Annotated in this window: 14 protein-coding genes; 6 read left to right on the forward strand and 8 right to left on the reverse strand. The window is 64.6% G+C overall.

Features of this window, described 5'->3' with window-relative positions; translation table 11 throughout:
- Positions 1-56: 56 nt before the first annotated feature.
- The gene (gene rimO, locus ACVWZM_RS41000) at positions 57-1,382 is read left to right on the forward strand and encodes a 30S ribosomal protein S12 methylthiotransferase RimO (protein ID WP_456856079.1); all 1,326 of its coding nucleotides are present in this window, start codon (positions 57-59) and stop codon (positions 1,380-1,382) included.
- 101 nt (positions 1,383-1,483) lie between these two features.
- A complete protein-coding gene (locus ACVWZM_RS41005; protein ID WP_156436349.1) occupies positions 1,484-1,657 on the forward strand; it encodes a hypothetical protein in 174 nt (57 codons plus the stop codon).
- A 4-nt stretch (positions 1,658-1,661) separates the two neighbouring features.
- Here ACVWZM_RS41005 and ACVWZM_RS41010 read toward each other — a convergent pair whose 3' ends face one another.
- Together ACVWZM_RS41010 and ACVWZM_RS41015 are read right to left on the reverse strand one after the other, a co-directional pair.
- Positions 1,662-2,105 carry a hypothetical protein gene (locus ACVWZM_RS41010; RefSeq protein WP_456856081.1) on the reverse strand — a complete coding sequence of 148 codons (444 nt, stop codon included), beginning with the start codon at positions 2,103-2,105 and terminating at the stop codon, positions 1,662-1,664.
- Positions 2,106-3,120: 1,015 nt separating this feature from the next.
- Positions 3,121-3,342 (reverse strand): DUF3606 domain-containing protein, encoded by a 222-nt coding sequence (locus ACVWZM_RS41015; RefSeq protein ID WP_076828958.1) that lies wholly within the window; start codon positions 3,340-3,342, stop codon positions 3,121-3,123.
- Between the two features lie 258 nt (positions 3,343-3,600).
- Between ACVWZM_RS41015 and ACVWZM_RS41020 the strand changes: the two genes are divergently transcribed.
- On the forward strand, positions 3,601-4,797 hold the full coding sequence (locus ACVWZM_RS41020; protein ID WP_076828892.1) for an acetylornithine transaminase: 1,197 nt from the start codon (positions 3,601-3,603) through the stop codon (positions 4,795-4,797).
- A 138-nt stretch (positions 4,798-4,935) separates the two neighbouring features.
- Here the strand turns inward: ACVWZM_RS41020 and ACVWZM_RS41025 are convergent, their stop codons facing one another.
- From ACVWZM_RS41025 to pcsA, 3 genes are all read right to left on the reverse strand, one after another.
- Complete coding sequence (locus ACVWZM_RS41025) at positions 4,936-5,910, reverse strand: quinone oxidoreductase family protein (RefSeq protein WP_456856083.1); 975 nt, start codon at positions 5,908-5,910, stop codon at positions 4,936-4,938.
- 158 nt (positions 5,911-6,068) lie between these two features.
- Positions 6,069-6,794 carry a TerC family protein gene (locus ACVWZM_RS41030; protein WP_456856085.1) on the reverse strand — a complete coding sequence of 242 codons (726 nt, stop codon included), beginning with the start codon at positions 6,792-6,794 and terminating at the stop codon, positions 6,069-6,071.
- Entirely contained in the window at positions 6,791-7,519 is a 729-nt protein-coding gene (pcsA, locus tag ACVWZM_RS41035) for a phosphatidylcholine synthase (RefSeq protein ID WP_057018701.1), read from the reverse strand. The genes ACVWZM_RS41030 and pcsA overlap by 4 nt, the downstream gene beginning before the upstream one ends.
- A 132-nt stretch (positions 7,520-7,651) precedes the next feature.
- Here pcsA and ACVWZM_RS41040 point away from each other — a divergent pair, with 132 nt between their 5' ends.
- Complete coding sequence (locus ACVWZM_RS41040) at positions 7,652-8,836, forward strand: UbiH/UbiF family hydroxylase (RefSeq protein WP_456856087.1); 1,185 nt, start codon at positions 7,652-7,654, stop codon at positions 8,834-8,836.
- A 70-nt stretch (positions 8,837-8,906) separates the two neighbouring features.
- On the opposite strand, the gene ACVWZM_RS41045 is transcribed toward ACVWZM_RS41040, so the two are convergent.
- On the reverse strand, positions 8,907-9,860 hold the full coding sequence (locus tag ACVWZM_RS41045; protein ID WP_016845765.1) for an AEC family transporter: 954 nt from the start codon (positions 9,858-9,860) through the stop codon (positions 8,907-8,909).
- 121 nt (positions 9,861-9,981) lie between these two features.
- Here ACVWZM_RS41045 and hspQ point away from each other — a divergent pair, with 121 nt between their 5' ends.
- A complete protein-coding gene (hspQ, locus tag ACVWZM_RS41050; protein WP_021081543.1) occupies positions 9,982-10,314 on the forward strand; it encodes a heat shock protein HspQ in 333 nt (110 codons plus the stop codon).
- Between the two features lie 47 nt (positions 10,315-10,361).
- On the opposite strand, the gene ACVWZM_RS41055 is transcribed toward hspQ, so the two are convergent.
- Complete coding sequence (locus ACVWZM_RS41055) at positions 10,362-11,636, reverse strand: MFS transporter (RefSeq protein ID WP_456856089.1); 1,275 nt, start codon at positions 11,634-11,636, stop codon at positions 10,362-10,364.
- 12 nt (positions 11,637-11,648) lie between these two features.
- Here ACVWZM_RS41055 and ACVWZM_RS41060 point away from each other — a divergent pair, with 12 nt between their 5' ends.
- Positions 11,649-11,933 (forward strand): hypothetical protein, encoded by a 285-nt coding sequence (locus ACVWZM_RS41060; RefSeq protein ID WP_456856091.1) that lies wholly within the window; start codon positions 11,649-11,651, stop codon positions 11,931-11,933.
- A 42-nt stretch (positions 11,934-11,975) separates the two neighbouring features.
- On the opposite strand, the gene ACVWZM_RS41065 is transcribed toward ACVWZM_RS41060, so the two are convergent.
- Positions 11,976-12,806 carry an invasion associated locus B family protein gene (locus ACVWZM_RS41065; protein ID WP_028340693.1) on the reverse strand — a complete coding sequence of 277 codons (831 nt, stop codon included), beginning with the start codon at positions 12,804-12,806 and terminating at the stop codon, positions 11,976-11,978.
- Positions 12,807-13,088: the final 282 nt, after the last annotated feature.

Raw genomic sequence — 13,088 nt, forward strand, 5'->3', positions numbered from 1 at the left:
TGTAATTCTCGGCAATTGGGACTAGCTCCTGCCCATTCATCAGGCAGATCATAGATATGCAAGAGGCCGCCGCGCCGAAAGTGAGCTTTGTGTCCTTGGGGTGCCCCAAGGCGCTGGTCGATTCCGAGCGCATCATCACCCGGCTGCGCGCGGAAGGCTATGAGCTGGCGCGCAAGCATGACGGCGCCGACATCGTCATCGTCAACACCTGCGGCTTCCTCGACAGCGCCAAGCAGGAATCGCTCGCCGCGATCGGCGAGGCCATGGCCGAGAACGGCAAGGTCATCGTCACCGGCTGCATGGGTGCCGAACCGGAGCAAATCGAGAGCGCCTATCCCGGCGTGCTCTCGATCACGGGGCCGCAGCAATATGAGAGCGTGCTGGACGCCGTGCATCGGGCGCTGCCGCCGGCGCACAACCCGCATATCGACCTGGTGCCGCCGCAGGGCGTCAAGCTGACGCCGCGGCACTACGCGTATTTGAAGATTTCCGAAGGCTGCAACAACCGCTGCAGCTTCTGCATCATCCCGAAGCTGCGCGGCGATCTGGTGTCGCGGCCGGCCAATGACGTGCTGCGCGAGGCCGAGAAGCTGGTGAAGGCCGGCGTCAAGGAATTGCTCGTCATCTCGCAGGACACCTCGGCTTATGGCGTCGACCTGAAATACGCTGAGAGCCCGTGGCAGGACCGCAGCGTCCGCGCAAAATTCTTCGATCTCGCCAAGGAGCTCGGTGAGCTCGGCGCCTGGGTGCGGCTGCAATATGTCTACCCCTACCCGCATGTCGACGAGGTCATCGGCCTGATGACCGAGGGCAAGGTGCTGCCCTATCTCGACATCCCGTTCCAGCATGCGAGCCCTGACGTGCTGCGCGCGATGAAGCGCCCGGCTGCGCAGGAGAAGACGTTGGCGCGGATCCAGAAGTGGCGCGAGCAGAGCCCCGAGCTGACGCTGCGCTCGACCTTCATCGTCGGTTTCCCCGGCGAGACCGATTCCGATTTCGCCTATCTGCTCGACTGGCTCGATGAAGCGGAAATCGATCGCCTCGGCTGCTTCAAATACGAGCCGGTTGCCGGTGCCGCGTCGAACGCGATTGGCGATGCCGTACCCGACGAGATCAAGCAGGAGCGCTGGAATGCGCTGATGGCGCGGCAGCAGAAGATCTCCGCGAGGCGCCTCAAGCGCAAGGTCGGCACCCGCCAGCAGGTCATCATCGACGAGGTTGGCCCCACGGTGGCGAAGGGCCGGTCAAAGGCCGATGCGCCCGAGATCGACGGCGCCGTCTACCTCACCAGCCGCCGCCCGCTGAAGGTCGGCGAGATCGTGACCGCCAAGATCGAGCGCTCCGACCAGTACGACCTGCACGGCAGCGTCGCCGGATTCTAGCTCCAGTCCGCTCCTTCGAGACCTCCCCGGATACCAAACGGCGTCCGTTGCTAGACGGAACTCAAGCGTCGCCGACAAATTGTTGGTCCAGGAGGAATACGATGAGCCGAGCAGATCTTTTGAGGCAGGCGGAGAACGCGGAGCGCCACGCTGACCAAGCCACCGATGAGGAAATCAAGAGCGCGCTAAAGAAGGCCGCCGATGATTATCGGCGCGAGGCCGCGCAGGAGACTGCTGTCGCGACAATCGCGTCAGAAGCTGCCGAGCGCGGCTGAAACATCACGGAAGATAGTTGCGCTGAGTACGAGGATCTGGAAGATCACGACGAGAATGCAGCAACTGATAAAATGGAACGGACGGTTCGATCGGCTTTGCCCAACGCACCCAAGCAAAGGTCTCTCGCCCCCTAGCGACAGCTTCATCAGTCATGCTCATTGCCTGCCTGGCTCCCCACAATGGCATCAAGACAAGCCAAACTAGGAAAATCGGGCAAACGAAGAGGTAGGATATAGCGTTCTCAGGCTCAAGCGGCTTACCGAACCTATCGAGCCCATGACGGATGATTTCCGAGGGAATTGGAAACTTGAGGTAGACGTACAAGGTCACGCTTATACCCACGAAGGCAAGCAATGCATTGATGATTGCCGTGCGCTTCATGAGTTGCCGAAGGACACCGGCCAACTCGTCGGGCACCCGAGGACGGGCTTGCGCATTTTGAGACATTCAGGTCGAAACCTTCGAGCTTCTGCGAACAAGGCTAGAACAGCACGCGGGCCGGTAGCAACTGCGCGGGGTTCCGCTCCGTAGGAACGCCGCTTCTTTCGGTTCGTTAACGGAACATCACCGCACGGCCAGTGGCAACTATCGGTGATGAGATCGCCCGGTTTAGCGCTCCGGCCCAACACCAGCCGGGAGCAACGCCATGACCAGCAAGCGGCGTCGTTTCAAGCAAACCCAATCACTGCAAGAACGCCTAGCCGACGAGGCCATGCGCTCGCAGGCCAAGGCACTCTCTCCGTCTGCAAAAAAGAAGCCCTGCTCAGGAGAGCCCGGCAAGGCGAGACCCCAGCCAATCTGACGGAGTGGCTGACGACCCCAGGTTCACGAGCGCCGATCTAGGCCGCGCCATGATCAACCAGCCCCAATTCGATTCCTATTCGACGGCTGCGCGCGTCTGTCTAGGAGTTGCGGTCTTTAGCGCCACGATGCTCGCTGCACTGATGACGAGCATTCTTATGTAATAGGGCCTCTCAGTTGGCCGGTCTGCAGCGAGGCTGACGTATTACCCCTATTCGCGCAATAGAAAGGGCCCCAGCTGCGAAAGCTGAGGCCAGTGTTCAGCTGGGCGTCTCAGTGCCGGTAGCGGTGCGGCACCGAACAGGGCGAACAATGCGGCCGCAAGCGCTTCGTTCCTACTCATAAAAAAGGCCCCTGCATCCGGATCATGCAGGGGCCAAGCTGGATCGCCGCACCGCTGTTCACCGAGAAGCAACGGTCGTCGTCCTAGGGCAGGAAAAAACACGAAATGAAAATCACGCGCCCTCTTGCCCGGATCATCCCAACGACATCCAGTTCCGGAAATAACTCGTGTGAATCTCGGCGAGACAAATTGCCGCTTTTTCCTGTCCCAAGCGACGGTCCCAATAGAGATGGTCGCGAATGTGCCCCGGGTCTTCGGGGGCAAGACCCGGGGCACGTTCATTCGTCTAATGCCGCTCTGCCGAGGAGCGGCGCATTGCTAACGACGCGTCGAAGGTACCGTTCCTAACGTCTTCCTTATCGCCGACCCGAGCCGGCGCTCAACTCGCTTGCGGCTATTGCCGACCTTCTTGACGGCCTTCTTCACCGATGCTGCCGACTTCCGGGTTTTCCTCGCCTCATAGCTCACCTCGTAATCCTGCCCGCCGGCGACGCGCGCACGGTCCTGCTTGCGACCGCGCGCGGTCTGCTTCCGCGCTATGCCCGTCGAATGAGGCGCTGTCCGCGCTTGACACCACCGCCCCTCTCGCTGTATGGGCCTGCGCCATGAAGCTGAACCGGACCCACCGCCGCGCCATCTGCCGTCGTCGCACCCGCGACGATGCTGGGCTGCGCCGTGTCCGACGCCATCGCTGATCCTATAAATCAGCCGAGGTTTTCGAGAAGGCCGCGCCCCCAAGCGCGGCCTTCTCGCTTTTCGGCCTGCCCTTTCCCAACACCGACCCCAGAGGAGATCGACATGACCAACGCTACCCATCCGTTCGATGCGCTGATGGACATCACCGCTCGCCCCGAGGTCGTGTTCGTACGCGGCGCCGGCTCGTATTTGTGGGACAGCAACCGCAACCGCTATCTCGATTTCGTGCAGGGCTGGGCCGTCAATCCCCTCGGCCACTCCCCGGTCATCGTGGCCGACGCGCTGGCGGCGCAGGCGAGACGGCTGCTGACGCCGAGCCCGGCGTTCTACAACGAGCAGAGCCTGAAACTGGCAAAGCTGCTGGTCGACAACAGCTGCTTCGACCAGGTGTTCTTTGCGAACTCAGGCGCGGAGGCCAATGAGGGTGCGATCAAGCTCGCGCGCAAATATGGCACGAAGTACAAGAACGGCGCGCATGAGATCATCACCTTCGAAGGCGGCTTCCACGGCCGCACGCTCGCGACCATGTCGGCCTCGGGCAAGAAGGCGTTCGAGCCCCTGTTCGAGCCGAAGGTCTCGGGCTTCCGCAAAGCCAGACTGAACGACATCGAGTCGGTGCGAAAGCTGATCACGTCGTCGACGGTCGCGGTCATGCTGGAGCCGATCCAGGGCGAGGCCGGCGTCTGGCCCGCGACGGATGAGTTCTTGCAGGAGTTGCGGGCGCTGACCCAGCAGCGCGGCCTGCTGCTCATTGTCGACGAGATCCAGACCGGCATCGGCCGGACCGGAAAGCTGTTCGGCTATCAGCACGCCGGGATCGAGCCCGACATCATGACGCTCGGCAAGGGCATCGGCGGCGGCGTGCCGCTCGCGGCCCTGCTCGCGACCGAGCATGCCTCGTGCTTCGATCACGGCGATCAGGGCGGCACCTTCAACGGCAATCCGCTGATGTGCGCCGCGGGGCTTGTCGTGCTCGATCAGATCGGAAAGCCCGATTTCCTGAAATCGGTTGTCGATGCCGGTCTTTTGCTCGAGCGCGAATTGCAGCGGCTGTCGTCGCGGCACGGACTCGGAGAGATCAGGGGGCGCGGCCTCCTGCTGGCGCTCGACCTGAAGATGCCGATCGGCGCGGCCGTGGTTGCCGAGGCGTTTGCGGCCGGCGTGCTGATCAACTCGCCGCAGCCGGACACGCTGCGCTTCATGCCGGCGCTGAACGTGACGCGGGAGGAGATTTCCCTTGTCGTCGACTGCCTGGATACGGTGCTGACCAAGGTCGGCGCGGCACGGCGGGTGGCGTAGGATCCTCCCCCCTCGTCATTGCGAGGAGCGAAGCGACGAAGCAATCCATCTTCCCGGGTGGAGAGGTGGATTGCTTCGCGGAGCCTGTCATCCGGCGGCGCTTTGCGCCGACCGGGTGGCTCGCAATGACGGCGAGAATTACGGCCGCAGGATCGCCGCGCCCGTCGTCGCCCTGCTCTCCAGGTCGATATGCGCCTTGGCGGCGTCCTTGAGCGCGTAGGCGTGGTTGATCGGCACGTGCAGCTTGCCGTTGATCACGGCGGCGAACAGCGTGTCGGCGCCTTCGAGCAATTCCTTGCGGGTGCCGACATAGTCGTTGAGCTTGGGCCGCGTCGCGAACAGCGAGCCGTGGTTATTGAGTTCGGCGAGCGGGAACGGCGGCACCGGGCCCGACGCGTTGCCGAAGGAGACGAACAGACCGCGTGGCCTGAGGCAGGACAGCGATCCCGGGAACGTGGTCTTGCCGACGCCGTCATAGACGACGTCGCAGAGCTCGCCCCGGCTGATCTGCTTGACGCGTTCGACGAAGTTCTCCTCGTTATAGAGGATGACGTGATCGCAGCCATTGGCGAGTGCGAGATCGGCCTTCGCCTTCGAGCCGACGGTACCGATGACATGCGCGCCGAGTGCCCGCGCCCATTGGCAGGCCAGCAGCCCGATGCCGCCCGCCGCGGCGTGGATCAGCACGCGATGGCCGTGCTCGACCTTGAAGGTCTTGTGCAGGAGATACCAGACCGTGAGGCCCTTCAGCATCAGCACGGCGCCCTGCTCGTAGGTGATATGGTCGGGCAGCTTGACGAGCTTGTCGGCCGGGATGACGCGCTCGGACGCGTAGCCGCCGAGATTGTAGTAGTAGGCGACGCGATCGCCGGGGTGGAAATTGGTCACGCCCGGACCCACGGCCAACACCTCGCCTGCAGCCTCATTGCCGGCAATGAACGGCAGGCCGGGCGCCTTGTAGAGGCCGGTGCGGAAATAGACGTCGATGAAGTTCAGACCGACCGCATGCTGGCGGATCCGGACCTCGCCCATCGCCGGCGCGCCCACCTCGACGTCCTCGTAGGTCAGGACTTCCGGGCCTCCCACCTGGTGCACGCGCACAGCCTTGGTCATGTCGTCGCTCCCCTCAATATCAGCGTCAAGCGAGCGAATGCCATCGCGGCCGGCTTGTCAACCAAGCGGGCCGGAACCGGCTACGGCACGATCCGGAAAAGTGCGAAGCGGCTTTCCCTCGCGACAAACGCGCAGCGTTTGCGCGGAGATCATGCCCATCAGCGCGCCGGCTTCCTGCGGTTGCGCTTGGCCATGACGTTGAACGCCTCGACGGCGGCCGAGAAGGCGATCGCGAAATAGATGTAGCCGCGCGGAATGTGGAATTTGAAGCCGTCGGCCACCAGCGCCACGCCGATCAGCACCAGGAAGGCCAGCGCCAGCATCTTGGTGGTCGGATGCTCGGCGACAAACCGCGCCACCGGTCCCGACGAGATGTACATGATGACGCAGGCGATCACGACCGCCGCGATCATGATCTCGATGTCCTGCGCCATGCCGATCGCGGTGATGATCGAATCCAGCGAGAACACCAGGTCGATGATGATGATCTGCACGATCACCCAGAAGAACGCGCTGGCGCTCGGCCTGTCATCGGCGTCCGCCTCGCGCGCCTCGACCTCGCCGTGGATCTCATGGGTCGCTTTCGCGATCAGGAACAGGCCGCCGCCGATCAGGATGATGTCGCGCCACGACAGCGCGACGTCGCTGACTGATATCACCGGTTGGGTCAGCCCGATCAGCCAGACCAGGATCGAGAGCAGCAGAATGCGGAACACCAGCGCCAGCAGCAGGCCGATCTGCCGCGCGCGCTTGGCCTGCGCCGGCGGGATCCGCGACACGATCACCGACAGGAAAATCACGTTGTCGATGCCGAGCACGATCTCGAGCGCAGTCAGGGTCAACAACGCCGCCCAGGCTTCCGGGCTGGTGATCAATTGCATCATGCTCTGAAGGCTTTCATCCGGCGGATCACGGTATCGCTGCCGATGATGTAGACGGCGATGGCGCAGAGACCGAAGGTGATCGGAGCTCCGACCACGAAATCGTTGGCGAGCGTGTACATGCCGAGCAGCGCCCATGCGCCGAGCAGCCACAGCGTCAGCCAGCGCAGCCGCACCACACGCAGCGGATGCAGCACGTGGAACGGCGCGAAGGTCAGCACGATCAGGAGCGCGACCACGATCGTCGACAGCACGGGCGGCAGATGCAGCAGGAACAGGTAGAACGCCGCCGCATTCCACAGCGCCGGGAAGCCGCGGAAATGGTTGTCATCGGCCTTCATGCGGCGGTCGGCGAAATACAGCGCGCTGGAGACCACGATGCCGATGCCGAGGATCGGCGCCGCCAGCGGCAGCAGCATGCCGCTCGCGGTGATCGCATAGGCCGGCACGAACACATAGGTGACGAAATCAACCACCAGGTCGAGCACCTCGCCCGACCAGTTCGGCTGCAGCCGCACCACGTCGAGCCGGCGCGCCAGCGGGCCGTCGATCCCGTCGATGATGAGCGCGACCCCGAGCCAGGCGAACATGTTGGCCCAGTGCTCGCGCACCGCCTCCAGCATCGCCAGCAGCGCGACCCCGGCGCCGAGCGCCGTGAAAATATGAACGGTGAATGCGGCGGTCCGCATCCGTTCTGGCAACGCATCGGGCTGGCTCGAATGCTCCATCGGCCGAGTGCTATCAGGAATCGGACCGGTTTGCATATGCGGTCTTGCGGCGTTCCGCCGCGCAAAGCGTTGGAAACTCTTGGTGGTTACCGATGGCTTGAAAATCGGGCCAAGCATGTCAAATGTCCTGATATGACCGACAGCTCGCTGGATTATGACGTTATCGTAATAGGCGGCGGTCCGGCCGGATTAACGGCTGCGATTGCCCTTGCCGACGCAGGTGCGCGGACTGCGCTGCTGGCGCGCCGCGCGCCCTATGCCGACAACCGGACCACCGCGCTGCTCGGTGCCTCGACCGATATCCTGGATCGGCTCGACGTCTGGCGGCGCTGCAGCGACCGAGCGGCGGCGCTCAAGACCATGCGCCTCGTCGACGACACCGGCCGCCTGATCCGTGCGCCCGAGGTGCGCTTTTCGTCCGATGAGATCGGCCGCGAGCAATTCGGCTTCAACATCGACAACCGCTCGCTGGTCGCGGCGCTCGAGGACCGCGCCGGCGAAATGTCCGCGCTGACGCGGTTCGACGATGAAGCCGCCTCGGTGCGGCCGGACGATGCCGTGGTTACCGTGGTGACGCGGCAGGGCCAGTCGCTTCAGGCCCGGCTCGTGGTCGGTGCCGACGGGCGCAATTCATTGTCCCGCGAGGCCGCCGGCATCGAGGTGACAAGCCGCGAGCTCGGGCAGTCCGCCCTCACCTTCAACGTCACCCACACCCGGCCGCACCACAACATCTCGACCGAGTTCCACACCGAGCACGGCCCCTGCGTGTTCGTGCCGCTCAGCGGCGTCAGAAGCAGCGTGGTCTGGGTCTCGGCGCCCAAGGAGGCCGAGCGGCTGATGGCACTCGGCGACGACGAATTGTCGCTCGCCGCCGAGCGGCAATCGCATTCGATCCTCGGCCGCATCGAGGTCCAGGGCGGCCGTCACGTGTTTCCGCTCGCGATCGAGCGGCCGCGGCAATTCGCCAAGGACCGGATCGCGCTGGTCGGGGAATCCGCCCATGTGCTGCCGCCGATCGGCGCGCAGGGCCTCAATATGGGACTGCGCGATGCCGCCGATATCGCCGAGATCACCGGTCAGGCGATCGGTCGTGGCGAAGATCCCGGCGCGCCCAATGTGCTGTCGCGCTACCAGGCGGCGCGGCGCCCCGATGTCGCCAGCCGGACCTGGGCGATCGACATCGCCAACCGGTCGCTGCTGAGCGATTTCCTCGGCATGCAGACGGCGCGCGCTGCCGGCCTGCATCTGCTCGGCGCATGCAGCCCGTTGCGGCGCCTCGCGATGCGCGAAGGCCTCGCTCCGTCGTGGCGGCGGTGAGCAAAGCGTTTTCGAGCGAAGTGGGTACCGGTTCGCGTTAAGAAAACGCGTCAAATAAGAAGCGCGCCGATCAGGGAAACACCAGCCGTCCGCTCTGGATGAACCACATCACGCTGGTCAGCGTGACCACGGAGGCGAAGGTGCCGATCAGCACCGCGACCGACGCCGGCTCGATCCAGGTGTCGTTCTGCCGCGCGATCACGAACACATTGAGCGCCGGCGGCAGCGAAGCCATCAGCACCGCTGTCGCGGCCCAAGGCTGCGCGAACGGGCCGAACAGCAGCATCAGGCCGAACGCCAGCAGCGGATGGATCAAAAGCTTGATCGCGACCACGCCCGGGACCTCCCACGGCACCCGCTCGAACGGCCGCAGCGCCACCGTGATGCCGAGCACGAACAGCGCTGTCGGCGCGGCGGCGTTTTCCAGGAACTGGATGGTGCGATCGAGCGCGACCGGGATCGGGATGTGAAACGCGGCGACCAGCGCCCCGAACACCGCCGACATGATCAGCGGGTTCTGCACGATCTGTCGCAGCACCACGCCGAGTGCGTGCAGCAGCGAGGGATGGTCGCGGTCGGTGAGCTCGATCAGCAGCGGCACGATCGAGAACAGGAAGATGCTGTCGCAGCAGAAGATCAGCGCCGTCGGCGCCGCCGCCTTGGCACCGAGCACGGCGAGCGCGAGGCCAGGCCCCATATAGCCGATATTGCCGTAGGCGCCCGACAGGCCGGCCAGCGTCGCCTCGCGCAGCGTGAGCCCGCCGATCACCTTGCCCGCGACCATCGCCAGGAAGAATGCGAGCACGGTTCCGAGCGTGGTGGCGATCAGGAATGGCGGGTTGTTCAGCTCCGCAAACGGCGTCTTGGACATGATCCCGAACAGCAGCGCCGGCAACGAAACGTAAAGCAGGAAGAAATTCATCCAGGCGAGCCCGCTCTCGGGCAAACCCTTGGCCTTGCCGCACGCGTAACCGATGAAGATCAAGCCGAAATACGGCAACGCCAGATTGAGGATATCGATCATTCTGAAAGTAGTTTCTCGGCTGGATTTCGGGTCGTTTTTGCAGGGCTGGAATCGGTAAAGCGCGGGTTAATTCGGACCTTAGCCCCTAGCATCGGCCACAATGTTGGTCTATCGACGAGCCATGATCAAAGCGCGCACCGCCAAGTTTCAGATCGGGCAGATCGTCCGTCACCGGGTGTTCTCCTTCCGGGGCGTGATTTTTGATATCGACCCGGAGTTCAACAACACCGAGGAATGGTGGCTGTCGATCCCCGAGGACATGCGGCCCCACAAGGACCAGCCGTTCTACCATTTGCTCGCGGAAAACTCGGAGACCGAGTACGTCGCCTATGTCTCGGAGCAGAACCTCTTGCCCGACGAGTCCGGCGAGCCGATCCGGCATTCGCAGGTGGCGGAGATCTTCATCAAGGACAAATCGGGCGGCTACCGTCCGCGCAATCCGTCGCTGAACTGAGGTCCGGCGGCGCTCCGGCGAATGCCACGGCGTTCGCGCTGCCACGCTCACACCCCCTCGCGCCTAGCCAAGACAACCGCGATCGCCCAGACGACAAATCCCGCCAGCGCCAGCCCCGCGCCGACGAGGCCGGTCGACGTCCAGCCATAGCCGGCTGCGACCGCCATTCCGCCGAGCCACGGACCCAGCGCATTGGCGACGTTGAAGGCGGAGTGGTTGAGCGCCGCGGCGAGGCTCTGTGCCTCGCCCGCGACGTCCATCAGGCGGGTCTGCAACACGGTGGCGAGCGCCCCGCCCAGCCCGATCAGGAACACGTCGGCGGTCAGCGTCCAGAAATTTCCGGCCGCCAGCGGATACAGCGCGAGCGTCGCCGCCGACCACAGCAGGAGCCCGCCTGCTGTTGCCATCAGCGCGCGGTCGGCGAAGCGCGGCACGATGATGTTGCCGGCGGTGAGGCCGGCGCCGAACACGCATAGCGTGACCGGCACCAGCGCGGGCGAGGTGTGGGTCACCGCCAGCATGGTCGAGGCCAGGTAGGTGTAGACCGAGAACAGCCCGCCGAAACCGATGGCGCCGATCGCCAGCGTCAGCCAGACATGCTTGCGCCCGAGTGCCGACAGTTCGCGCAGTGGGCTCGCCTTGCTGTTGGCGGCATCACGCGGGGCGAAGATCAGGACCAGGACCGCGGTCAAGAGCGCGAGGCCGGCGACGATCGCGAAGGCCCAGCGCCAGCCGATCGCCTGCCCGACCCCGTTGGCGAGCGGAACGCCGATCGTGGTCGCGATGGTGAGCCCCAGCAGCACGCGGCCGACAGCCGCCGTGCGCTTGTCTGTCGGGACCAGCGAGGCCGCGACCAGCATGGCGATGCCGAAATAGGCGCCGTGCGGCAGCCCCGCCAGGAAGCGCAGCGCCAGCATGGCGTGATAATCGGGTGCGAGCCCCGAAAGGCCGTTCATCAGCGCGAAGAAACCCATCAGCGCGATCAGCAGCGTCCGCCGCGTCATGCGCGCCGACAACACCGCGATGACCGGCGCACCGACGACGACGCCGAGCGCGTAGGCGCTGATCGCGTGGCCGGCCTGGGGCTCGCTGACGTGCAGGTCGTGGGCGAAGAACGGCAACAGGCTCATGGTCGCGAATTCGGCGATGCCGATCGCGAAGCCGCCCATCGCCAGCGCGAGATGGACGATGCCGGGATGAAACGTTCCGGGGACGTTGTCCTGGCTGACGCGAACGCCAGCATCGACCGACGCACCGCCGGTCGGCCGCTCCCGAGGCCGGGAGCGCGGTTCCCGCCGTTGCGTGCCGGCTTGCTGGGACATTGCGCGACTTCCATGACTGCGAGCGGCGGCCAGGATTCGCGGAAGAACCACGCGCGCATTCGCGCGTCGAAGGCGCTGTTCGCGCTTTCGTCTGGCCTCCCGTATCGGATTTATGATTGTGCTTCGACGCCGGACTTGTCCGGACAAGGCACCAACGATGCGCGCTCATCGCGCGACGCAATCGAAGCACCCTTCGACGACCATCGCACACGATCTGCACGATCACCAGCGCAGCAGGCTGCCAGCAGCCAGTCTGTTTCGCATGACAAAAAAGGCGCCCTTCCGGGCGCCTTTTGATCGCGATGATCTCGCGTTTACTTGAACGCGTGATTGAGGTGTTTACTTGGCCGCCGGGTTGGCCGGCGCCGGAGCCTGCGCAGAGCCACCGCCCGCGCCTTCCAGCTTCTTGCGCTGCTCTTCGGCGCGCTTCTGCAACTCTTCCTGCAGCTTCTTCGAGTTTTCCTCGAACACCTTCGGATCGGTCGGCGGGCCGTCATAGGCCTTGGCGAATTCGGTGTTGAGCGGCAGCGGCAGCGTCAGCGGCGCGCCGTTGGAATTGATCGCCTGGACCACGAGGTTCTGGCCCTTCTTCATGTTGGCGATCAGCTCGGGCGTTGCTTCATAGTCGGACATGCAGCCGTTCTGGAAGCAGATCACATAGGGCGCCTGCTGCGGCGGGTTGCCGTCGACGATGATGCGGGTGCCGTGCACGAGCTGCATGCCGAGCGGCAGCGTGACGCGCAGGATCTTCTTCGGCTCGCCTTCCGGCTCGATGATCACGGCGGCGATCACCGGCTGGCCGGACTCGATGCGGCCGTCCTTGCCGGTGAAGCAGACCTGCTTGGCGTTGGCTTCCTGGCCCTTCAGGCAGAACTTGGTCCAGGGGGCGTAGATCAGCTGGATCTGCTGATCCTGCGCCGGCGGCTGGGCGGCCGCAGCGGGCGGCTGGCCGGCGGCCGGTGCTTGGGCGGGCGCCTGGGCTGCCGGAGCCTTCGGAGCTGCCTTGGGTGCCGCCTTGGGCGCAGCCTTCGGTGCCGCAGGCGCCGGCGCTGCCGGCTGCTGGGCCCGAGCGGCAGGAACCAGGAGCGCTGCAGAGAATGCCGTCGCCGCCATCAGGGCAACAATTCGCCCATGCGGCCGGACCGGGGCGGCCAAGATACGGAAATTCATTGCGGAAAACCCTTTCTGAACGGAAGCCCGAAACCGCTGCAGGCGCCGACACATAGCCGTTTGGGCGGCTGTCTCCTAGTCAATTGAGGCGGATACGTGACAGGCGTTCCCGCCTTCGAATTGCACGCCTTCAATACAGCGGCGCGCGGAAAGATCAATGCCGACAAGCGGATTTGCGCCCATCTCGCGGCGAGTTTCAGCGGCCTGTGATAAACCTCCGGACGTGACGTTTCGCGAATCAAATCCGGCGCCTCACGCACGTGTTCCCGGGCACACTTGGCG

Source organism: Bradyrhizobium sp. USDA 4501 (assembly GCF_054062115.1).

Excerpts from the sequence above, each read along its gene's own strand:
- rimO (WP_456856079.1), top strand. The coding sequence starts at position 57 with ATGCAAGAGGCCGCCGCGCCGAAAGTGAGCTTTGTGTCCTTGGGGTGC.
- pcsA (WP_057018701.1), bottom strand. The coding sequence starts at position 7,519 with ATGGAGCATTCGAGCCAGCCCGATGCGTTGCCAGAACGGATGCGGACC.
- ACVWZM_RS41030 (WP_456856085.1), bottom strand. The coding sequence starts at position 6,794 with ATGATGCAATTGATCACCAGCCCGGAAGCCTGGGCGGCGTTGTTGACC.
- ACVWZM_RS41025 (WP_456856083.1), bottom strand. The coding sequence starts at position 5,910 with ATGACCAAGGCTGTGCGCGTGCACCAGGTGGGAGGCCCGGAAGTCCTG.
- ACVWZM_RS41005 (WP_156436349.1), top strand. The coding sequence starts at position 1,484 with ATGAGCCGAGCAGATCTTTTGAGGCAGGCGGAGAACGCGGAGCGCCAC.
- ACVWZM_RS41020 (WP_076828892.1), top strand. The coding sequence starts at position 3,601 with ATGACCAACGCTACCCATCCGTTCGATGCGCTGATGGACATCACCGCT.
- ACVWZM_RS41010 (WP_456856081.1), bottom strand. The coding sequence starts at position 2,105 with ATGTCTCAAAATGCGCAAGCCCGTCCTCGGGTGCCCGACGAGTTGGCC.
- ACVWZM_RS41065 (WP_028340693.1), bottom strand. The coding sequence starts at position 12,806 with ATGAATTTCCGTATCTTGGCCGCCCCGGTCCGGCCGCATGGGCGAATT.
- ACVWZM_RS41055 (WP_456856089.1), bottom strand. The coding sequence starts at position 11,636 with ATGTCCCAGCAAGCCGGCACGCAACGGCGGGAACCGCGCTCCCGGCCT.
- ACVWZM_RS41040 (WP_456856087.1), top strand. The coding sequence starts at position 7,652 with ATGACCGACAGCTCGCTGGATTATGACGTTATCGTAATAGGCGGCGGT.
- ACVWZM_RS41060 (WP_456856091.1), top strand. The coding sequence starts at position 11,649 with ATGACTGCGAGCGGCGGCCAGGATTCGCGGAAGAACCACGCGCGCATT.
- ACVWZM_RS41045 (WP_016845765.1), bottom strand. The coding sequence starts at position 9,860 with ATGATCGATATCCTCAATCTGGCGTTGCCGTATTTCGGCTTGATCTTC.
- hspQ (WP_021081543.1), top strand. The coding sequence starts at position 9,982 with ATGATCAAAGCGCGCACCGCCAAGTTTCAGATCGGGCAGATCGTCCGT.